Genomic DNA, 20,337 nt, shown 5'->3' on the forward strand with positions numbered 1-20,337 from the left:
ATATCACCGAGGATGACGAGATGATGCTGCTGTCGATTGTCGTGCCCTGTTATAACGAGGAAGCCGTTATTGCTGAAACACTCAAACGCCTGAGCGCCTTCAGCAAAGAAGTACACAACCTGGATACAGAGTTTATTTTTGTTGATGACGGCAGCAAAGATGCCACACGCAGCATATTAAAACAGCACGCCACCCACGATCATCGTATTCGCCTGATTGGCTTTTCACGCAATTTTGGTCACCAGATCGCAGTTACAGCCGGCATCGACGCCGCGCGGGGTGATGCAGTTGTACTGATCGATGCCGATCTGCAAGACCCGCCCGAAGCCATCCACGGCATGATAGAAAAATGGCGGGCTGGCTACGATGTAGTTTACGGCACGCGCACCGACAGGCCCGGCGAATCGGCCTTTAAACGCGCCACAGCCAAAGGCTTTTATCGCCTGCTTAATCGCCTGTCTGATGTGCCTATCCCCTTGGATACGGGTGATTTCAGGCTGATGAGCCGTGCTGTTGTCAGCACGCTCAAAGCCATGCCCGAGCGTGATCGTTTTGTGCGGGGCATGGTGAGCTGGGCGGGTTTTAAACAGGTTGCGCTGCCTTATCAGCGTGCCAAACGCTTTGCCGGGGAGAGCAAATATCCCCTGTCTAAAATGATCCGCTTTGCCAGCGATGGCATTATGTCTTTCTCTGCCAAACCTTTACAGCTGGCCATGGCGATGGGCATGGGGGCCTCTTTTCTGGCCTTGATCGGTATTTTTTATGCCCTCTTTTTACGTATCTTTACCAATATCTGGGTAGAAGGCTGGACGGCCCTGATGATTGCAGTGCTGTTCCTGGGAGGGGTTCAACTGATTTGCGTCGGCATTTTAGGCGAGTACATTGGCCGCATCTATACAGAATCCAAGCAAAGACCACTCTATGTTGTGCAGGAATATTGTGGCTTTAGCGATGAGATCACTTTTTCACGCAGCCCCGTGGCCGACAGAAAATAATCCATTGAACAGCCATAAGCAGCACATGGCGGATTGCAGCCGCCTCTTTTAAAGAATCTTTATGAAACGCCATATCCGCACCATTATTGGGCTTATCGTTGCCATTGTATTAATTGGGCTTATTTTTCAGAAAACCGATGGCATTCAGCTGATTGCAGCCATGAAAAGCAGCAACCCGCTCGGGCTGCTTGCAGGCCTGATCGTATTTTCGCTCGGGCTGGTTGGCCGTGCAGCCCGCTGGAGCAGCATGCTGCGGGCCAACAGCCCCAAAGCCACACCACGCGCCTGCCTGCAGCCCTTTTTAAGCAGCCTTGCACTCAATAATATTTTGCCTTTTCGTGCCGGGGATCTGGCGCGCACTTTTGCATTTAACAAGGAGCTGGGCACAGGCCCGGGCCAGGTGCTCGCTTCTATCTTTGTAGAAAGACTGCTCGATTTAGCCAGCCTGCTGCTGTTTCTGGCGCTTGGCTTATGGGCTTTTGATATACACAGCCTGCCCACTTTTGGAAAAATTGGCGCGGGCGGGGCAGCGCTCATCGCCCTGCTCATTTTTGTATTACTGGCGTTTCCCCGCTTCTTACAGATTCTTATTGATGCCTGCCTGCGCCTTATTCATAAATTAGCGCCCAGTAGTGGCAATCATCTGGCCGATGAAGCAGCAGACGCCATCAAACTGCTGGCTACCCTTGGCGGGAAACGCATTTTGCCGCTGATCGCCGTCAGCCTGATGGTATGGGGCTTAGAAGGGCTTACTTTGTGGTGTGTAGCGCAAAGTGTTCCAGGAATAATCAATAGTGCCGGCGCATGGTTTGCCCTGCCGCTGGCCACACTGGCCACGCTAATTCCCAGCACCCCCGGCTATGTGGGCACTTTTGATTACTTTGCCATTCTTGCAATGAAACTCACGAACAATGACGGCATATCCGCCGCGGCCTTTGCCCTTATCGCCCACTTACTGATATGGCTCCCGCCTACCCTGGCAGGCGGGATATGGCTCTTAATTTCGCGGAAGAAACCATGAAGGAACACGCCATTACTGATGAATTTACTCAATCAGAAATGATCCCCCTCTCTTTTCTTTCAGTGATAAAAAACAATCTGCCTTCCCGGAGAAAAAAATGACAACCCAGCACACCCAAGTTGCCATCATCGGCGCAGGTTTTACCGGGCTCGCTGCCGCTTATGAGCTCAGTAAAGCAGGCGTGAGCGTGCTTGTTCTGGAAGCAGAAGCAGATATTGGCGGCCTGGCCGCAGCATTTGATATTGGTGATCAGTCAGAAAAACTGGATCGTTTTTACCACCACTGGTTCACCAATGATCTGGAAGTCATGCAGCTAATTAAAGAGCTGAATCTTTGCGATAAAGTAAAAACAAATCCCAGTAATACCGGCATGTATTTTGCCAATCAATTTTTCAAGCTTTCCACGCCATGGGATTTACTTAAATTTAAACCCCTCGCTTTTCCAGACCGGATCCGCCTCGGCTTACTCGCCTTAAAAGCACGCAAGGTAGAGAACTGGCAGGTGCTTGAGCATAAAACGGCAGCAGAATGGCTGCGGGAATTAGGCGGGGAAAACGTTTATAAAATCGTTTGGGAGCCATTATTGCGCGGTAAATTTGGCGCAGTAGCCGATCAGATTTCAGCGGTCTGGTTCTGGAACAAGCTCAAGCTGCGCGGCAGCAGCCGGGGTAAAGGGGGCGAAGAGCGGCTTGCCTACTTTAAGGGCGGCTTTGTTGCTCTGGTTGAAGCCCTGGCCGCAAAAATCATGCAGCTAGGCGGCAAAATCCAAACCAGCAGCCCGGTTATTTCAGTTGCACCGGACAACGGCGGCTGGCTGATTAAAACCGCGAATGGCGATGTTCATGCAGACAGGGTGATCTCCACCCCGGCCTTGCCACTGCTCGCAAATATGATTGAAAGCTGGGCCAGCCCGGAGTATTTAGCCAAACTGGGCCGCATTAACTATCTGGCCAATGTTTGCCTTGTGCTCGAGCTGGATCATTCCTTATCGGATACCTACTGGCTGAATGTAAACGACCCAAGCTTCCCCTTTGTAGGTGTAATTGAGCACACCAATTTTCAGAGCACTAAAAATTACGACGGCAAGCATATTGTTTATTTATCTAAATACCTGCCTCATACCGACGCACTGTATTTAATGAGCGATGACGAGCTGCTCGCTTTTGCCCTGCCCCACTTAAAACGCATGTTTCCAAAGTTTCAAGACGCTTGGATCAAAAAACACCATGTCTGGCATGCCCGCTGGGCGCAACCCGTGGTTGAAAAGCATTACAGCCAGCTCATTCCCGCTTGCGAAAGCCCTAAGCGCGGGCTGTTTTTAGCCTCGATGGCACAAATCTACCCGGAAGACCGGGGCACCAATTACGCAATTCGCGAAGGCCGCAGAATGGGCAGGCATTTAAGCGATTTAATTCAGCCTTAATGCAATCGCCATGCATAAAAAAAGCCCCAAGCGGGGCTTTTTCTGATGGCGAATCCTTTCTTAACCAAACAACTTGCCCTTCAGCAGATCAAGGCCAGCGGCCAGAACATTATTGCCTTCGGGTACTTCACCATTGGGCGTGAGCTTATCCACCAGCTGAGGCAGATATTCAGAAATTTTCCCCGCCGCTTCAGACGGATCAATCCCCAGTTTTTCTGCTACAGAAGCCACCGCATCTTTGCCCAGCACAGATTGAATTTGTTCGCTGCTCACAGGTAAGTTTTCACCCGTGCCCACCCATGACTGCACTAACTCAGATAAACCACCGCTCTGAAACTTCTCTAACAAACCAGAAATACCTCCCTGCTGCTCCAAAAGGCCAGACAAAGATTGTGCAAAGCCTTCCGGTAATTCTTTTCCACCCAAAAACTGTCCGGCCAACTGATCGATAAGTCCCATACGGTTTACTCCAGTGAGATGAGCGAGCAGCCATTCTGCCCTAAAAAAGAGGTAAAAAGTCAGACTTTTCCGGATGAGTTAACACCATCCATTCCGGGGGGAATATTCGCCTCTGAAACCCGCTTCCCCCGTCAAAACGGCCTCAATCCGGATAAAACCCCACTCACAATAAAGCAGCTCCAGGTCAAAGAAGATGTAAATATCCATGTTTTTGCCCTTTTATCGGTTCAGCATTTTTACGGCATCGTTGTCGTGGCATGGCAGAACATGGGACAATTTGCATATCTATTTTTTATTGCATTGCCAAGGATTTAGCATCATGGCCCTAATCATTACCGATGAATGTATTAATTGCGACGTTTGCGAGCCAGAGTGCCCGAACAGCGCCATCAGCCAAGGCGATGAAATTTATGTCATCGATCCTAATCTGTGCACAGAATGCGTGGGTCACTATGACGAACCACAGTGCCAGCAGGTATGCCCTGTAGACTGTATCCCGCTGGATCCTGAACATCAGGAAACCAAAGAAGAATTACATAAAAAATATCTGATTATCAGCGCCTGAGGCGTATACACAGCGTATCGCCAGCCACTGTCGCCAGCGATACGCAATCAATATCTTGCTTGCTTCACCCTGCTCAAGCCTGCCAGACAGCTTGAGATCATTTAGCCCACTATCCCATTCCAGAGAATATTCAAATGAATCACCGCATTCTTTTTGTTGAAGATGATGCTGAACTGGCAGAACTGGTTGGTAGTTATTTACGCTCGTTTGAATTTAATATTGAAGTCCTGCCCGACGGCAGCGGCTTGATCGAAGCAGTGCGCAATAATCCGCCCTCGCTCGTGTTGCTTGATATTATGCTGCCCGGTAAAGACGGGCTTACCCTTTGCCGGGAATTACGCGAATTCTGGACAGGGCCAGTTATTTTGCTCACCTCGCTCAATAGCGATATGAACCAGATTCTGGGCTTTGAAATTGGTGCAACTGATTATGTGGTTAAAACCACCCCCCCTTCAGTATTGCTCGCCCGAATTCGTGCTCACCTGCGTAAAACAGCAGGCGGCACGCCTATCGTATCGAGTGCCGCACCTGCGCCAGACCGCTCCACGCTTAATTTTGGCCAGCTTTTAGTTGATCTGCGTAACCGCACCGCCAGTTATCGCGGCGAAGCGCTGGGCTTATCAACGGGTGATTTTGACTTGCTCTGGGCTTTGGCCAGCCAGGCAGGTGATATTTTGTCGCGCGATCACTTATTAAAAGTATTACGCGGGATTGAATACGATGGCATGGACAGAAGTATCGATGTTGCCATTTCCCGTTTGCGTAAAAAACTGGACGACGATCCTAACGAGCCGCGCAAAATTAAAACCATCCGCCACAAAGGCTATTTATTTGCTACCGATATCTGGTGGCAGGAATAAATCAGGGCGCACGAAAGCGTAGCTGAGTATCCGCAGAGCACTGGCAGTAAAGGCCGGATTCCAGCATCTTCTCCTTCGCATTGGCTTATGCCGGTTTATTCCCCTCAAGCCGTAATAAACCGCTAAGCCATGCGCTACCCTTATCCCTGACGACTGACTATGCGCCAACTCTTTTTACGTTTTTATCTTACCGTGGTGGTTTGCTTTTTAGCCTCGTCCCTTGTGATTGGTGCGCTCTATAAAAACTTACTTGAGCGCAGCAATGAACATTATCTTTCTGATATTTTTAAAACAACGATCAGTGTTGTTGAATCCACCCTGGGCGATTTACCGCCCTCCATCTGGCACGATGAAGTAAAACGCCTGAAAAATAAGCTGCCCCTGCCTGTAGAAATTGAAACGCTCAATACCTATACGCTCAGCCCTGGCAATCAGGACGCGCTGATCAATGGTGATATTATTTTTTTACAAAACCAGGATGTTTACCTGCACCGTATTCCAGACACCGGCCTGATGGTGGTCCTTGGCCCTGTTCCCTATCTGCAACGATTAGATAACTTTGCATGGGCCGATTTAGTGGCCCTGCTGCTGATGTGTGCAGCCTTAGGTGTGCCCACCTGGCTGTGGCTGCGCCCTTTGTGGCGCGATTTACAACATATGGCCAGACAAAGCCGCCAGCTGGGTGAAGGCGATTTCAGCACCCGAGTAACCCTGCATGAAGGCTCCACACTGAATTCGCTGGGCGTCACTTTTAACCGGATGGCGCACGACGTAGAAGAACTCACAGCCAGCCGCAAAGCTCTGATCGATGCGGTATCGCATGATTTACGCACCCCGCTGGCAAGGCTGCGCTATCGCTTAGAAGCCATCAAAGGCGGAGCAGAAAGCAGCCAGCAAATTGTGGCCATTGAACGGGATCTGGGGCAAATCGATGAATTGATCGAAGAATGGCTCACCATGTCTACCCTGGATAAGCCACAGCTGAAGCTTGAAACCCAGGCGATTGAAATTCTGCCATGGCTCAGACGGCAAATCAGTGAGTTCAGCAGCCAGGGCAATATCACCCCCGAGCTCGTCAATCTATTGCCCGGAAAAACGCCTTTTCTGGAAGCAGACAGCCACTATCTCACCCGCGCACTGGCAAATTTAATGGGCAATGCCAGACGCTATGGCGGTACAGCCATCATGCTCACGATTGAATGGGAAAACGGGCTGGCTAAACTTCATGTCGATGATAATGGCCAGGGGATTCCAGAATCCGAACGGCAGCGCCTCCTGCAACCCTTCGAGCGCTTAGAAGTCAGCCGCAATCGCCAAACTGGCGGCTTTGGCCTGGGGCTGGCGATTGTTTCGATGATTATGCGCGGGCACAACGGGGCCGCAGTTATCAGCGATGCTCCGCTGGGTGGCGCGCGCGTCACACTATGCTGGCCCAGCCCGCTTAAAAATGCACTTTAATTCCATTCCCAGGCGAGGCACGTACATAGCGTTACAGACTGCTACCAAGGGCTTATCGAGTTTTAAAGAAGAAGTGTTGATAATCCATTTCATAGCAACACCAATCACATACTTCCTCCAGGGACAAACAAATGAACAAGCTTCTTGCCGTATTGCTCGCTACAGTTTTCGCTTCAGCTACTTCATTCGCTGCTGACACTACAGCTTCTACAGCTTCTACTGTTAAGACAGTTAAAGTTGAAAAGCACGCTAAAAAAGCAAAAGTAGCTCCAGCATCTGCTGCATCAACAGTTCAAAAAGCTCAAGCTAAGAAAGCCGCTGCTTCTGCTGCTTCTACAGTACAAAAAGCTCAAGCTAAGAAAGCTGCTGCTTCTGCTGCTTCTACAGTACAAAAAGCTCAAGCTAAGAAAGCCGCTGCTTCTGCTGCTTCTACAGTACAAAAAGCTCAAGCTAAGAAAGCTGCTGCTTCTGCTGCTTCTACAGTACAAAAAGCTCAAGCTAAGAAAGCCGCTGCTTCTGCTGCTTCTACAGTACAAAAAGCTCAAGCTAAGAAAGCTGCTGCTTCTGCTGCTTCTACAGTACAAAAAGCTCAAGCTAAGAAAGCTGCTGCTTCTGCTGCTTCTGCTGTACAAAAAGTTCAAGCCAAGAAAGTTGCTGCTTCTGCCGCTTCTGCTGCTAAGTAATAACACTTGCTGTACCAAAAACGGGGACTTCGGTCCCCGTTTTTGTTTTTCTGTAAAAGATTGATTTCAACAGGGAACAGATCGCTCCGTTTCTTATCTAAATCAACCTTACCCCTTCAGAACACAGATTAATGAAACGCAGATACCTGATCGCCTTAGTGATTGCTTTATCAAGCAATGCTTTCGCACTAAGCAATAAAGAAAAAAAAGCGCTTTTTTTTGGCACTGATAACCGTGTTTTTATTGAAGCTCCCTATGCTGCGCCTTTTTCGGCCATAGGCCAGCTTGAAACAGCCGCCGCCAGCACTTGCACAGCAACCCTGGTTGCACCAGATTTAGCGATTACTGCAGCGCATTGCTTTTTAATGGACGCAAAAAAACTGGATGCTGGCCGGTGGTTTAAAGCGGGTTTTCATAAAGGTGAATACCAGGCCCGCTATCAGGTACTCTCCCAAACGTTCCATCCGCGCTTTAAAAAAGGCTTAGTTTATAAAGGCGATGATGTTTATATTCAGGATTCTGCTGCCGCCTATGATATTGCCTGGCTAAAGCTGAAATTAGTTGACGGCAATGCCCCCGCCCCCCTCGCCTTATTCAGCGGCAATAAAACAGAATTAAAAGCGGGGATTGCACACAGCAAATCACTGATCACTCAGGCAGGCTTTGCTGAAGATCACGACACCGAGCTGACTGCGCACAAAGATTGCAAGATCACCCGCTTACGCACAAATAACACGATTTATCATCGCTGCGATACTTTAGCTGGCGATTCAGGCTCGCCAATTTGGATCAACACCGCAAGCGGCCCGCAAATTATTGCAGTGCAAAGCTCTGCTCCAGACTGGTTTAATCGTAAAAAAGCCGATAACGTGGGTGTAACAGTCTTGCAACTACCGCCTAAACCCTGATAATTGCAGTTCAAAGGCGAAAAGGTAGAGACATGGATATCAAAGCTTATATGCAGCAAGTGGGGCGCCAGGCTCGTGCAGCCAGCCGCCAGATGGCAAAAGCCGACACGCAGACTAAAAATCGGGCATTAAATGCAATTGCCGATGCACTGCTGCGCGATGCAGAAGCTTTGCTCGCTGCTAATAATCGCGATATGGAGCAAGCCAGGCAAGATGGTTTAGAGCCAGCCATGCTTGATCGCCTGCTAATCACACCCAAGACCATTGAAAGCATGGCAGAAGGTTTGCATCAGATTGCCAGCCTGCCCGACCCGGTTGGCGAGATGGGCGATTTCAAATTTCGCCCCTCCGGCATCCAGTTAGGCAAAATGCGTGTGCCTTTAGGTGTGATTGGCATTATTTACGAGGCCCGCCCCAATGTAACTGCGGATGCTGCCGGTCTCTGTATTAAATCGGGTAATGCCACTATTTTACGCGGTGGACGGGAAGCCTTTCATTGTAATCAAGCCATCGCACGCTGCGTAAGCGAAGGGCTGCAAATGGCCGGTTTGCCTGCAACTGCGGTGCAAATTATTGAAACACCAGATCGGGCAGCCGTGGGTGAGCTGATTACCATGAACGAGTTTGTCGATGTGATCGTGCCGCGTGGTGGTAAAGGCCTGATTGCCCGCATTGCTGCCGATGCCCGCGTGCCCGTTATCAAGCATTTAGATGGCATTTGCCATGTGTATATCGATGAAGAAGCCGACCCGGTAAAAGCCATTGCCATCAGCGATAACGCCAAAACGCATCGTTATGGCACATGCAACACCATGGAAACGCTGCTGGTGCACGAAAACGTTGCCGGGCTGATTTTGCCACCGCTGGCAGAAATCTATGCCAGCAAAGGCGTAGAGCTGCGTGGCTGTGCTAAAACACTGACCCTGCTGCCACAAATCAACGTTGCAACGGAAGAAGACTGGGCCACAGAATACCTCGCGCCTATTTTAGCGATTAAAATCGTCAGCGATCTGGACGAGGCGATTGAGCATATCAACACATGGGGCAGCCATCACACCGATGCGATTGTTACCGAAAACTACACTAAATCACGGCAGTTTTTGCGTGAAGTGGATTCATCCAGCGTCATGATTAATGCCTCTACCCGCTTTGCCGATGGTTTTGAATATGGCTTAGGTGCTGAAATTGGCATCTCAACCGATAAAATTCATGCCCGCGGCCCGGTTGGGCTCAATGGCTTAACCAGCGAAAAGTGGATTGTTTTTGGTAACGGCGAAATCCGCAGCTGATGCAACAGGCACTGGGCATTTATGGCGGCACTTTTAACCCGGTGCACTTTGGGCATATAGCTTTAGCCCGTGCCCTGAGGGATAACTTTGCTTTAAGCGAAGTCCGGCTCATCCCAACGGGCGTACCACCACACCGCACACCAGACATCAGCGCCGCACAACGTCTGGAATGGCTGAAGCTTTCTTTAATCGGTGAACAAAACCTGGTTGCCGATGACCGGGAAGTCAGAAAAGGGAATGTCAGTTTTACTTTTGACACCCTGACAGAATTACAACAAGAACAACCGCATAGCCTGTTAGTCTGGCTGATAGGTGGCGATTCTTTCGCCCATCTGCCAAGCTGGTATCGATGGCAAGAGCTATTAGAAATGGGGCATCTGGTGGTTGCCAATCGCCCCGGCTTTAGCAAACTTCCGGCAGAAATTGCCGGTGAATTTGCCAAACGCCATGCAGAAGCTTCGCCGCAGACCCTGGCTCGGGGTAAAATCAGCGTTTTGCCTCTGCCACCGATGCCCGCGTCATCCACACTGATTCGTGAGAAGCTTGCGCGCGGCGAAGATGTAAGCGATCTGAGCCCAATTGCCGCGATATTGCAGCAATCAGGCCTTTACTCTAAAAACACTTAATGTGTTTTTATATTTTGAAATACTGCTTTGTTGACTCAACTTTCAGGCAGCACAGCTATTGCGGCCCCTTTGCAATAGCCACTTTTTACTTTGGAAACACATAAATTATGGCAATGAACGAATACACCCAAGCAATGCGCGCACTTGCAATCACGGCTCTTGAAGATATCAAGGGCAAAGACATTGTGGATATGGACACCACAGAGCTCACCGATCTGTTTGATTGCATGATTGTTTGCACGGGTGACTCAAACCGCCAGGTTCGCGCACTGGCAAACAATGTCGTTGTTGATCTGAAAGCCAAAGGCTATGAAATCATGAGTACCGAAGGCCACGAATCTGGCGAATGGGTACTGGTTGATGCAGGCTCACTGGTTGTTCACGTTATGCTGCCGCCGGTACGTGATTACTACGATCTGGAACAACTCTGGGGAGGCCAAAAACCTACATTCAGCCCGCTTGGCAAGCCTTGGAGCGCCGTATAAGGATATTTGCAGCCCTGGGAGGCACTGAGTTTCAGGCCTTCTAAAAAGAGCAATGTAAGCAGAGACCCGCTTAAATGAATATTTTCTCGCTTTTTCGCCGCTATCCCGTGGCGCTGCGAACTTTTCTAGTGGGGCTTCTGCTCACAGCCGGCTTACAGCTTTGGCTTAATTTTCAGCACCAGGCCCATGTACAAGCCCAGCTAAATCAGCTTGCCCACCTCTATGCAGAACGGATTGAATCCAGATTAGATGCAGAAATCAATATTTTGCGCGGCATACAAAATGCCTTTATTGCCAATCCTGATCTTGATAAAAAAACATTCTCTGCCATTTTAAAACAACAAAATATTCAAGGACGCTTTCCCGATTTTGTATCCGTCCAATTTATCCGGGAAATCATTTCCTCTGACCTTGAACGTTTTATAAAAAACCGCCAGCTTGATGACCCCGCCTTTAACGTTCAGCAAGACAGCCCCCGCCCAGTTTACCAAATCATTGACTACATCTTCCCTGAGCATGCTGTATTACATGAATCTGAAGGATTAGAAATCAGCGGGCAAACGGCCAATTTAACAGCAATAGAATATGCCCGGGATCAGGGGCGTGGCGTAGCATCCCCCACTTATCAATTAAAGGGATATAAAAACTCCCCTCTTGGTTTTGTTATTCGTTTTCCTGTATATACCCCAAATAAATCACTGAACAATCAAAAAGAAAGGCGTGCTGCATTTATAGGCTCATTAGGTGCCACATTTACAATCGATAAAATGATTTTGTGGATTGGGCATGATGCAGAAAAAAACATTCGTATTCAGCTGCAAGATACAGGCACTACTTCTGGTTTAAATGATGCAGAAAAAAGCAAAATCATTTATGCAACCAAATCCATTGCCAGCAATTTTAATGAATTAAGTGCCAGCTCATTAATACAGTTTCCTGGCAGACAATGGCGGCTAAGCTTATTTGCCACATCAGGCAGCTTTCCAAGACCTTATTCATTAGATTACTTTATCTGGATACTGGGCGTTTCTCTCTCCGCTTTTATTGCCTTTCTTTTGCAAAGACAACGCAATAATCGGGAATCTGCCCTTGATCTGGCTGAACAAATCACTCAGGACTTACGCAAAAACGAGCTTCATTACCAGCAGGTTGCCCAGCTGACAGAAGATGCACATGATTTAATTATCAGCCGTGATTTAAATGGAAAAATCACTTATGCAAATCGTGCGGCCCGGATTTATTTCGCCGACAACACCCCCATTTTGCTTGGAAAGAATAAACCTCTTTTACTTTCTGCAGAATTGGCCATCAACGAAACCCCCATACAGCAAGAATGCCAGCACCGGCATTCCGATGGTGAATTGCATTATTTTGAACTCACGCTTTTCCCGCTTTTTAATCAGGAAAATGAGCGTTCAGGTTTTGCCATGTTTGCACACAATATCACCCAGCACAAAGAGCTGATTATTGAGTTACAAAAAAGCCGCGAACGTTTTTCGGCTTTAGTTGAGCTTGCTGCTGACTGGTACTGGGAGCAGGATAAAGACTTCCGTTTTACTCAGGTATCACCCGGTTTTTTTAATTCATACGCGCTTAGCCGCAAGTCTGTCATTGGCCATTACCGCTGGGAATTAAGCGATGGCCGTTTATCAACAGAAGAATGGCGGATACATAAAGCATTGCTGGAAGCCCACCGCAGCTTTCATGATTTTATTTACACGCTCAAAGTGGGAACAGACAGCCTTATTGTCCGTATTTCAGGGCAACCCTTTTATAATGAGCGCGGAGAGTTTCTGGGTTACCGCGGAGTGGGCTATGACATTACGGCCAGCAGAAGTAATGAGCAGGCTATTCATCTTGAGCAGCAAAGAATTGCTTCTATATTAAATTCGATGGCCGATGGCGTCATTACTATTGCATTAAACGGCGATGTGGAATTCATTAATCCTGCGGCGGTGCGATTACTTAATTGCCGTACAGCAGCAAGCATAGGGAAACATATTGATCATATATATCAGGTTGTTTCTTCAGAAGACCACAGCCCTTTAACTTCCTTATTTTCAATTGCACTGGATTTTATAGAAAAGAATCCCGCTTCAAGAACCGTACTGCTCAATACCCATCAACAATCGTTACTCATTCAGGAATCAGTAATTCATTTAAAAAACAGCAAGGGGACGCTCACGGGACTCGCACTGATTTTCCGGCCTGTCTGAACAGACCGGTTCAGGGCAACGTAATGGAGACCCACAGCCCCCCCTGTGGATGATTGCTCAGCACAAGCGTTCCGCCATGAGCCTGAATAATATTTTGTGCAATGCCTAATCCCAGCCCCATGCCCTGCTGATTGCTGTTTCTGCCATGCTCTAAACGGGTATAGGGCTGAAACAGCGTAGATAAAGCTTCGGGCGGAACGCCTGGCCCATCATCATGAATGGTGATATTTGTTCCTGCATCCACCTTGCTGACTGCAATCCTTGCAGCCTTACCATACAGCAGGGCGTTATCCAGCAAATTAACCAAGGCGCGGCGCAGGGCCAGCGGCTTTGCTTTTACTTTCAGCCCAGAGGGCTGATAAACCACATTATGACCTGCCAGCAAGGCATCTCTGACCATACGGCCAATCAGCTGATCCAGAGCCAGCTCGGTATGGTTTTCATGGATATCCGTGTCTTTTACGCTTTGCAAAGCGCCCTTCACCATCATATCCAGCTCGTCTAAATCTTCATGAAACGCCTGGCCTGCCTCTTCATCATCCAGCAGCTCGGCACGTAATTTCAGCCGGGTAATCGGCGTGCGTAAATCATGTGAGATTGAAGCAAACAGGCGCTCTCTGTCTTCTAAATACTGCTGAATACGCTCGCGCATCGCAGTAAATGCCCTTGCTGTGCGCACAAACTCCTGGCTGCCTGTTTCTGGCAGCGCAGGCGATTCGCCCTTACCAAAAGCAACCGCCGCTTCTGATAAGGCCGCCAGCGGCTGAGTAATCCAGCTCACCACCAAAATTGAAAGCAACAAGACAGTGGCAAGGGTTAAGCCCTGCAAGAGCAGGCGATCAAACGGTAATGGATTGCCATTGTCTAAAAAGTAGGGATCCGGCATCAGGGTGGCGAGATACAGCCAGCCCCCCGGCTCGATCTCTGCCTGAATAACCAAAACCGGAGCGGGCCGGGGCTTAATCAGCAAGGTGTGCTGCACCCATTCTTCGGGCAGATCGGCAACGGTTACGCCTTCATCAGACACCACCAGCCCATCCGGCATGGCAAAACCAATGCGGGCCTCTGCTAATCTTGGTAAATCATGAATAAGCGTACGCCTTACTGTATCCAGCACAGCTTTAGAAAGCACAGATTCAGGGATATCTTTAATTTCTACCGGGGCGCGGTTCACGCTGACAAAAAAACGCGTACCGCCCATATCGCGCAGTTGTTCAATCAGAATAGGCCGGTAATTGGGTGGCAGGCTCTGAAAAAAACGTAAGGCGCTCGCAGCGCCAGCACCAATATGCTGAGCTGCAGCACCTGCCTCCAGTGCGGCTTTACTCTTAAGCTGATTAGCCCAAAGCAAATTACCAATCAGCATGGTGGTCAGCACCCCAAGCACCATCACTAAAGATAATCGTCCCAGCAGAGAAGGCGGCATCAAACGCCGGGCCAGGCGGCTAAGGCGCATGGCTGGTACTTACCTGAGCAGAAAAAACATAACCCGCGCCCCTTACTGTTTTAATCAGCTCTGGCTGTTTGCCATCATCGTGCAGGCGCTGGCGCAAGCGGCTGATTTGCACATCTAATGATCGGTCCAGTGGTCCTACATCCCGGCCACGGGTTTGCTCGGCCAGGATGTTTCTGTCCAGGATTTGCCCTGAATGCTCGGCAAAGTATTTAAGCAGCTGAAAATCCAGGCCAGTCAGCACCACATTCACACCCGCCGGATCAACCAGGCTGCGCTCTACGGTATCTAAGCAAAAACCAAGAAAATGATAGTAGCGCGGTGCAATGGCATTATCTAAACCACTGCGTCTGTGAATCGCCTTGATACGGGCCAGTAATTCGCGCGGATTATAGGGCTTGGCAATATAGTCATCCGCACCCAGCTCCAACCCCACAATCCGGTCCGTTTCATCCGAATTGGCAGTCAGCATAATAATAGCCACATTCGATTGCCGTCTTACCGCCTGGCAAAGCGCAAAGCCATCGGTGTCCGGCAGCATCACATCCAGAATCACAAGGCTCAGTTCTTCGTGATAGCGGGTAAATTCCGCCAGAAAGCTGGCACCATCGTGGGCTAGGTAAACCTCATACTGGTTTTTTTCCAGATAGGTCTTAAGCAGGGTGCGCGTTTTTTGATCGTCATCGACCACTAAAATTTTACGACTCATGGGTGGCCTTTTAACTTGGTGAGTGTTTTATATGCGTTGCAAATACAAGCTTCAGCTAAAAACTAAGGAATCAAAATCCCGAACCACAGAGTTTCACAGAGAAAATCATCAAATCTGCTGTTTCCTCTGCGAAACGCTGTGCTCTCTGTGGTTCAAGGTTTAGCCCTCTGCCAATGCCAGCTGAAGTATCTTATTAATCAAATGTCTTTTTCCCCTGCCCCTAATGCACGGACGATGCCTGCCATGCGGCGCTGTGCCTCGCTGGTGGGCATTTGGGTATCCATAAAATAGCGGTGAACCTGCGCCACGATGGCGTCTTTTACTGTTTCATCCGATGCCATTCTGTGCGTCAGGCTTGGCGCTTGCACCATGCCGCCTTTTACAAAGGTCAGCCATGACGAGCGCGAGCAGCTGTCCATCTGGCGGATATCGGCATCACGCCGCACAGGTACAGAGCCTTTAATCCGATTGTATCCTGCCTGGACAGCAGGCGAGACAATCAGCTGAGCCAGCTTTTCCTGGGCATCCTGCCGCGAATAATTACCAGCAAACATCACCAGCGTATCAATGCTGTAAAGATGCATATCTGCCGTTCCCGGCACCGCCACACAGCCAAAAGCAATATCAGTAGCCAGGCCCCATGTATTAAGTTCACCCTTAACCCAATCGCCCATAATCATCATGGCGGCCTCGTCTTTGGCCAGCATTTTAGCCATTTGCGCCCATGGTTTTTCTGCTACGGGATCGGGCATATAGCGGCGCAACGCACGCAGCCGCTCTAAAGCTCTTGCTAAACGCGGATCAAAAAATGCATTGGCCCGGCGGCGCACAAACAGATCGCGGTAGTAAGCCGGCCCGCCTTCACTCAATACCAATGTTTCAAACAGAGTAGCCAGCTGCCAGGGCTCGCCGCTTTGCGCAAGCGGAATCCATCCTGCACGCTTGATTTTATCTGCGGCCCGCTCAAATTCAGACCAGTTCTGCGGAGGCAGCAAGCCCAGTTTTTTGAATATCTTCTGATTATAAAAAAGAGTATTGATACGGTGCACACCCAGAGGCGCAGCAATGACATGGCCACGCAGCCGCACCGATGCATAGGGCGCAGGCAAAACGGAGGCGCCCCATTTAGCTTGCTTCGCCACGTTGTCGAGCTCTAATAACAGGCCTAATTCCCCCCACTCTGCAATGGCAGGGCCAATCAGTTGTGCAGCTTGTGGTGCTTTATCAGACAGCACGCGGCTTTTAAGCACCTTCATCGCCCCCAGCCCGGAGCCACCAGGAATAGCGGCATCTTTCCACTCCAGGCCTTCTTTATCGAGGCGCTCCACCAGAAAATCTGCCGCACGACGCTCCGATGCCGAAGTCCACCAGTGCAATACCTCTAAGCTTTCAGCAGATGCAGGCAGAGCCATAAGCATAAAAAGTGCACACAAAAGCGCGTTGTACAATGCGATCAGCAAAATTTCAAACCTATCTGGAAGGTGCTGCGGACTATAACGTAAGCTATCTTGCTTATTTGTAAAAAAATGTTTCTGAGCTCAATATTTTTGCGGCTATACAAAACAAACAACAACTCAGACTGCATTGAGATAAAACAAAAAAAGGCAATATTTACGCGTAAAGAAATGTAACATACCGCAGCGCAACAAAAAACACATTGTCATTAAAAATCAACAACTTAACAAAAACACAACACAAACAAAAGTACTTAAATGTCACCTCCTCAGTAATGCTATTGTGATTTCGCCGCGAATAAAGCGTACAAAAAAATAACGCTGAGTACGGCTAACCCTGAGGAGAGTCACCACAATGAGTACACTTGCACGAAGCGCCGTCCTGGCCGCTTTACTCGCAGCGGGCATAGCACAGGCTGGCACACTGACCATCGAATCATGGCGCGTTGATGATAAAGCGCTGTGGGAAGAAGTGCTGTTACCTGCGTTCAATAAAAAGAACCCAGGCATTCAGGTTAAATTTGCCCCCACTACCCCAACAGAATATGACTCCAGCCTGACTGCACGTCTGGCTGGTGGCACCGCGGGCGATCTGATTACCTGCCGTCCGTTTGATGTCTCTCTGGCTAACTACAAAAAAGGCAGCCTGGATAAATTAGATGGCAAAGCGGGTATGGAAAACTTCCCTGCATCGGCCAAAGTAGCATGGCAAACAGATGATGGCAAAGATGCTTTCTGTATGCCGATGGCTTCTGTCATTCACGGCTTCTTCTACAACAAAAAAATCTTTAAAGAATTAGGCCTGAATCCACCGAAAACCACAGATGAGTTTCTGAAAGTAAGTGAAGCCATCAAAAAAGGCGGTAAATACACCCCTATCGCGCTGGGTACGGCAGATCAGTGGGAAGCGAATCAAATTGTCTTTACCAGCGTTGGCGCACCATACTGGAAAGGCGAAGCTGGCCGCAAAGCGCTGATCTCCGGCAAAGCCAAATTCACCGATCCGCAATTTGTAGCGGCCTGGGATGCCATAAGCAAATGGGCACCATATTTATCTAAAGGTGCTTCTGCTCAAACCTATGCAGACAGCCAGAATCTGTTTGCCATGGGTAAAGCCGCCATCTACCCAACTGGCTCTTGGGATATCGGCTATTTCAATAAAGAAGCCAGTTTTGAATTTGGCGCATTTCCACCTCCTGTTGCAAAAGCAGGGGACAAGTGCGAGATTTCTGATCACACCGATATTGGCATGGGCGTGAACAGCAAATCAAAAAATAAAGAAGACGCTTATAAATTCCTTGCATGGCTTTCTTCCCAGGAATTTGCTGACCTTTACACCAATAAAGTAACCGGCTTCTTCAGCTTGTCTAACCACCTGATCACCGTTAAAGACCCTGTGGCAAAACAAATGCTGGAATGGCGTAAGAGCTGCGGCTCGACCATCCGTCTGAACGCGCAAATCTTAAACCGTGGTGAGCCTTCGATGGAAAACCAGCTGTGGAATGTAAACAGCCAGGTATTGAACGGCAAACTCGCACCAAAAGAAGCAGCAGCTCAGGTACAAGCCGGCTTTGCTAAATGGTACAAACCGCAGCAAAAATAATTTGTTAGCGCCCGGGCGGCTACCCCGCCCGGCCAGAGTTCATCTGAGTCTTTTTCCTATTTCACACTCGACTGTGGATCTTGGTCGGCGGCGAATCGCTGCCGACATTTTTTTGCGGAGGCGCGCAATGCAGCGCAAAGTCCCCTGGCATATTCTGGTGTTTCTTGCCCCAGCCCTGCTGATCTATTCCGTATTCAGCGCCCTGCCCCTGCTGGATACTTTACGACTGAGTTTTTTCACCACCAGTGAAAACGGTCATCAAACTTTTGCCGGCCTTGCCAATTACCACACCATTTTATTTGATCCTGAATGGTCACATTCGTTTTGGAATGCGATGTGGAATAACTGTAAGTTTTTTGTTCTGCATTTACTGATTCAAAACCCAATCGGCTTATTACTGGCCACCCTGCTTAGCCTGAAAAGCTTAAAAGGCGCAAAAACCTACCGCACGCTGATCTTTTTGCCCACCCTGCTATCGGTAGTCATTATTGGCTTTATCTGGCAGCTGATCCTTTCGCCACTCTGGGGCGTGGGTGAAAAGCTCATGGGCTTTGCAGGCCTGGCTGATTACTTTGCGCCTTTTTTAGGCGATGAAGGCTCGGCGCTCATTACGCTTGCGCTGATCTCGGTATGGCAGTTTGTTGGTATTCCAATGATGCTGATTTACGCCGCTCTTTTGGCCGTGCCAGAAGATATCGTTGAAGCCGCCCATGTGGAAGGCGCAAGCAGCCTTCGTATTTTCTGGGAAATCAAACTGCCGCTGATTCTGCCCACGCTGGGTTTGGTCACCATCCTGACTTTTGTTGGCAACTTCAACGCGTTTGACTTGATTTACTCGGTGAAAGGCGCGATTGCCGGGCCAAATTACAGCACGGATATCCTGGGCACCCTGTTTTACCGCACCTTCTTTGGCTACCAGAGCCAGATCGGCAGCCCCACCATGGGCGCAGCGGTAGCGACAATGATGTTCCTCGTGATTTTAAGCGGCGTAGGGGCGTATTTCTTCTTTATCCAGCGCAAATTGCAGCGGTTTGAGCTGTAAATATTGTTGCTACAAAAGCTTCAGCTTCACCTTGCAATGGCGCCAAGTCTTAAACCACCAATGAGAGCGCTGAGAACACAAGCATACGTGTATGCCTTCCTCTGTGAAACGCTGTGCCCTTGGCTCTCTGAGGTTCAAGGCATAACACACTTGACCTGATTGAGTGCTTTTCCAGGTTTTGTGAACGAATTGAATAAAAGTGAGAACACCATGAAAAAAATCAAAGCGGGTGGCCTGGTCGTGCAGCTCACGCTGCTCTGCTACACCCTGCTGGCCTTGTTTCCGATTGTGCTGATTTTAATTAACTCAGTCAAAACCCGTGCTGGGATATTTGATGATCCGCTGGCGCTGCCCACCGCCGAAACCTTCTCCCTGATTGGTTTTCACAAGGTTTTGGCTAAGTCAGATTTCCTGCTTTATTTTGGCAACAGCCTGAGCGTAACGCTGATCTCGCTGGCGCTGATTTTACTGTTTGGTGCGATGGCAGCATGGGCTTTGTCTGAATACAAATTTCGCGGCAACCGCCTGCTGGCACTTTTTTTAGCCATCGGCATTATGGTGCCGATCCGCTTGGGTACGGTATCGATTCTGGAACTGATCGTTAAGCTGGATTTAATCAACACCCTCACCGCTCTGGTGCTGGTTTACACCGCCCAGGGCCTGCCGCTGGCAGTGATGATTCTCAGTGAATTTATTGCCCAGGTGCCCAAAGAGCTAAAAGAAGCAGCGCGCTGTGATGGCGTGGGTGAATACAAGATTTTCTTCCAAATTATCCTGCCGCTCATTCGCCCAGCGGTAGCTACCGTTGCGGTGTTTACCATGATTCCGGTGTGGAACGATCTGTGGTTTCCGCTGATTTTAGCGCCTGGCGATACCACAAAAACAGTCACCTTAGGTGTACAGCAGTTTATTGGTCAGTACGTTACCGACTGGAACGCCGTACTGGCATCCCTCAGCCTGGCAGTGATTCCGGTGCTGATTATGTATGTGATTTTCTCAAGGCAATTAATACGCGGCCTGACCTCCGGCGCGGTGAAATAAGCTTTTGAACCCCAAACCCTGAAATCTGCAGACACAAAGTACTCAGA

General features: G+C 49.2%; 20 protein-coding genes. 16 read left to right on the plus strand and 4 right to left on the minus strand.

The features are described from left to right. Positions 1–20: 20 nt before the first annotated feature. The 3 genes from HA050_RS07980 (at position 21) to HA050_RS07990 (ending at position 3,439) form a co-directional block, all read left to right on the plus strand. Positions 21–995: a glycosyltransferase family 2 protein gene (locus HA050_RS07980; RefSeq protein ID WP_205836343.1), complete on the plus strand. Its 975-nt coding sequence runs from the start codon at positions 21–23 to the stop codon at positions 993–995. A 61-nt stretch (positions 996–1,056) separates the two neighbouring features. Further along, on the plus strand, positions 1,057–2,016 hold the full coding sequence (locus HA050_RS07985) for a lysylphosphatidylglycerol synthase transmembrane domain-containing protein (protein WP_166824313.1): 960 nt from the start codon (positions 1,057–1,059) through the stop codon (positions 2,014–2,016). Positions 2,017–2,113: 97 nt separating this feature from the next. After that, entirely contained in the window at positions 2,114–3,439 is a 1,326-nt protein-coding gene (locus HA050_RS07990) for an NAD(P)/FAD-dependent oxidoreductase (RefSeq protein WP_166824316.1), read from the plus strand. Between the two features lie 60 nt (positions 3,440–3,499). Here HA050_RS07990 and HA050_RS07995 read toward each other — a convergent pair whose 3' ends face one another. Continuing rightward, positions 3,500–3,898 (minus strand): YidB family protein, encoded by a 399-nt coding sequence (locus HA050_RS07995; RefSeq protein ID WP_166824319.1) that lies wholly within the window; start codon positions 3,896–3,898, stop codon positions 3,500–3,502. A gap of 18 nt (positions 3,899–3,916) precedes the next feature. Here HA050_RS07995 and HA050_RS08000 point away from each other — a divergent pair, with 18 nt between their 5' ends. The 10 genes from HA050_RS08000 to HA050_RS08045 all read left to right on the plus strand — a co-directional run bounded on the left by HA050_RS08000 (position 3,917) and on the right by HA050_RS08045 (position 12,988). After that, entirely contained in the window at positions 3,917–4,213 is a 297-nt protein-coding gene (locus HA050_RS08000) for a hypothetical protein (protein WP_166824322.1), read from the plus strand. A 4-nt stretch (positions 4,214–4,217) separates the two neighbouring features. Then, positions 4,218–4,463 carry a YfhL family 4Fe-4S dicluster ferredoxin gene (locus tag HA050_RS08005; RefSeq protein ID WP_099399701.1) on the plus strand — a complete coding sequence of 82 codons (246 nt, stop codon included), beginning with the start codon at positions 4,218–4,220 and terminating at the stop codon, positions 4,461–4,463. Positions 4,464–4,597: 134 nt separating this feature from the next. Next, entirely contained in the window at positions 4,598–5,323 is a 726-nt protein-coding gene (gene rstA, locus HA050_RS08010) for a two-component system response regulator RstA (RefSeq protein WP_115229392.1), read from the plus strand. Between the two features lie 159 nt (positions 5,324–5,482). After that, on the plus strand, positions 5,483–6,781 hold the full coding sequence (locus HA050_RS08015; RefSeq protein WP_166824325.1) for an ATP-binding protein: 1,299 nt from the start codon (positions 5,483–5,485) through the stop codon (positions 6,779–6,781). Positions 6,782–6,912: 131 nt separating this feature from the next. After that, complete coding sequence (locus tag HA050_RS08020) at positions 6,913–7,464, plus strand: histone (protein WP_166824328.1); 552 nt, start codon at positions 6,913–6,915, stop codon at positions 7,462–7,464. Positions 7,465–7,595: 131 nt separating this feature from the next. Then, entirely contained in the window at positions 7,596–8,372 is a 777-nt protein-coding gene (locus tag HA050_RS08025; RefSeq protein ID WP_166824331.1) for a trypsin-like serine peptidase, read from the plus strand. A 32-nt stretch (positions 8,373–8,404) separates the two neighbouring features. Further along, the gene (locus tag HA050_RS08030) at positions 8,405–9,661 is read left to right on the plus strand and encodes a glutamate-5-semialdehyde dehydrogenase (RefSeq protein ID WP_166824334.1); all 1,257 of its coding nucleotides are present in this window, start codon (positions 8,405–8,407) and stop codon (positions 9,659–9,661) included. Further along, a complete protein-coding gene (nadD, locus tag HA050_RS08035) occupies positions 9,661–10,287 on the plus strand; it encodes a nicotinate-nucleotide adenylyltransferase (protein WP_166824337.1) in 627 nt (208 codons plus the stop codon). The genes HA050_RS08030 and nadD overlap by 1 nt, the downstream gene beginning before the upstream one ends. Positions 10,288–10,400: 113 nt before the next feature. Next, entirely contained in the window at positions 10,401–10,772 is a 372-nt protein-coding gene (rsfS, locus tag HA050_RS08040) for a ribosome silencing factor (protein ID WP_374700470.1), read from the plus strand. A gap of 74 nt (positions 10,773–10,846) precedes the next feature. Beyond that, positions 10,847–12,988, plus strand: coding sequence for a CHASE domain-containing protein (locus HA050_RS08045; RefSeq protein ID WP_166824340.1), 2,142 nt, complete (start codon positions 10,847–10,849; stop codon positions 12,986–12,988). A 10-nt stretch (positions 12,989–12,998) separates the two neighbouring features. On the opposite strand, the gene HA050_RS08050 is transcribed toward HA050_RS08045, so the two are convergent. The 3 genes from HA050_RS08050 to HA050_RS08060 all read right to left on the minus strand — a co-directional run bounded on the left by HA050_RS08050 (position 12,999) and on the right by HA050_RS08060 (position 16,568). Then, a complete protein-coding gene (locus tag HA050_RS08050) occupies positions 12,999–14,444 on the minus strand; it encodes an ATP-binding protein (RefSeq protein WP_205836344.1) in 1,446 nt (481 codons plus the stop codon). Continuing rightward, on the minus strand, positions 14,434–15,150 hold the full coding sequence (locus tag HA050_RS08055) for a response regulator (protein ID WP_166824343.1): 717 nt from the start codon (positions 15,148–15,150) through the stop codon (positions 14,434–14,436). Before HA050_RS08055 ends, HA050_RS08050 begins: the two co-directional genes overlap by 11 nt. Before the next feature lie 197 nt (positions 15,151–15,347). Next, complete coding sequence (locus tag HA050_RS08060; RefSeq protein WP_166824346.1) at positions 15,348–16,568, minus strand: ABC transporter substrate-binding protein; 1,221 nt, start codon at positions 16,566–16,568, stop codon at positions 15,348–15,350. Positions 16,569–16,959: 391 nt separating this feature from the next. On the opposite strand from HA050_RS08060, the gene HA050_RS08065 reads away from it, so the two are divergent. The 3 genes from HA050_RS08065 (at position 16,960) to HA050_RS08075 (ending at position 20,290) form a co-directional block, all read left to right on the plus strand. Next, positions 16,960–18,207, plus strand: coding sequence for an ABC transporter substrate-binding protein (locus HA050_RS08065; protein WP_166824349.1), 1,248 nt, complete (start codon positions 16,960–16,962; stop codon positions 18,205–18,207). 127 nt (positions 18,208–18,334) lie between these two features. Continuing rightward, entirely contained in the window at positions 18,335–19,249 is a 915-nt protein-coding gene (locus HA050_RS08070) for a carbohydrate ABC transporter permease (RefSeq protein ID WP_166824352.1), read from the plus strand. Positions 19,250–19,459: 210 nt separating this feature from the next. Continuing rightward, the gene (locus tag HA050_RS08075) at positions 19,460–20,290 is read left to right on the plus strand and encodes a carbohydrate ABC transporter permease (RefSeq protein ID WP_166824355.1); all 831 of its coding nucleotides are present in this window, start codon (positions 19,460–19,462) and stop codon (positions 20,288–20,290) included. The last annotated feature ends 47 nt before the right edge of the window (positions 20,291–20,337 follow it).

Source organism: Iodobacter violaceini (assembly GCF_011601265.1).
GTDB lineage: Bacteria > Pseudomonadota > Gammaproteobacteria > Burkholderiales > Chitinibacteraceae > Iodobacter > Iodobacter violaceini.

What these genes read in the sequence shown, in the direction of transcription:
- HA050_RS08050 (WP_205836344.1), bottom strand. Translation starts at nt 14,444, where the DNA reads ATGCGCCTTAGCCGCCTGGCCCGGCGTTTGATGCCGCCTTCTCTGCTG.
- HA050_RS08025 (WP_166824331.1), top strand. Translation starts at nt 7,596, where the DNA reads ATGAAACGCAGATACCTGATCGCCTTAGTGATTGCTTTATCAAGCAAT.
- HA050_RS08075 (WP_166824355.1), top strand. Translation starts at nt 19,460, where the DNA reads ATGAAAAAAATCAAAGCGGGTGGCCTGGTCGTGCAGCTCACGCTGCTC.
- HA050_RS07990 (WP_166824316.1), top strand. Translation starts at nt 2,114, where the DNA reads ATGACAACCCAGCACACCCAAGTTGCCATCATCGGCGCAGGTTTTACC.
- HA050_RS08065 (WP_166824349.1), top strand. Translation starts at nt 16,960, where the DNA reads ATGAGTACACTTGCACGAAGCGCCGTCCTGGCCGCTTTACTCGCAGCG.
- HA050_RS07995 (WP_166824319.1), bottom strand. Translation starts at nt 3,898, where the DNA reads ATGGGACTTATCGATCAGTTGGCCGGACAGTTTTTGGGTGGAAAAGAA.
- HA050_RS07980 (WP_205836343.1), top strand. Translation starts at nt 21, where the DNA reads ATGATGCTGCTGTCGATTGTCGTGCCCTGTTATAACGAGGAAGCCGTT.
- rsfS (WP_374700470.1), top strand. Translation starts at nt 10,401, where the DNA reads ATGAACGAATACACCCAAGCAATGCGCGCACTTGCAATCACGGCTCTT.
- HA050_RS08070 (WP_166824352.1), top strand. Translation starts at nt 18,335, where the DNA reads ATGCAGCGCAAAGTCCCCTGGCATATTCTGGTGTTTCTTGCCCCAGCC.
- HA050_RS08005 (WP_099399701.1), top strand. Translation starts at nt 4,218, where the DNA reads ATGGCCCTAATCATTACCGATGAATGTATTAATTGCGACGTTTGCGAG.
- HA050_RS08020 (WP_166824328.1), top strand. Translation starts at nt 6,913, where the DNA reads ATGAACAAGCTTCTTGCCGTATTGCTCGCTACAGTTTTCGCTTCAGCT.
- HA050_RS08060 (WP_166824346.1), bottom strand. Translation starts at nt 16,568, where the DNA reads ATGCTTATGGCTCTGCCTGCATCTGCTGAAAGCTTAGAGGTATTGCAC.
- HA050_RS08055 (WP_166824343.1), bottom strand. Translation starts at nt 15,150, where the DNA reads ATGAGTCGTAAAATTTTAGTGGTCGATGACGATCAAAAAACGCGCACC.
- HA050_RS08000 (WP_166824322.1), top strand. Translation starts at nt 3,917, where the DNA reads ATGAGCGAGCAGCCATTCTGCCCTAAAAAAGAGGTAAAAAGTCAGACT.
- rstA (WP_115229392.1), top strand. Translation starts at nt 4,598, where the DNA reads ATGAATCACCGCATTCTTTTTGTTGAAGATGATGCTGAACTGGCAGAA.
- HA050_RS08045 (WP_166824340.1), top strand. Translation starts at nt 10,847, where the DNA reads ATGAATATTTTCTCGCTTTTTCGCCGCTATCCCGTGGCGCTGCGAACT.
- HA050_RS08015 (WP_166824325.1), top strand. Translation starts at nt 5,483, where the DNA reads ATGCGCCAACTCTTTTTACGTTTTTATCTTACCGTGGTGGTTTGCTTT.
- HA050_RS08030 (WP_166824334.1), top strand. Translation starts at nt 8,405, where the DNA reads ATGGATATCAAAGCTTATATGCAGCAAGTGGGGCGCCAGGCTCGTGCA.
- nadD (WP_166824337.1), top strand. Translation starts at nt 9,661, where the DNA reads ATGCAACAGGCACTGGGCATTTATGGCGGCACTTTTAACCCGGTGCAC.
- HA050_RS07985 (WP_166824313.1), top strand. Translation starts at nt 1,057, where the DNA reads ATGAAACGCCATATCCGCACCATTATTGGGCTTATCGTTGCCATTGTA.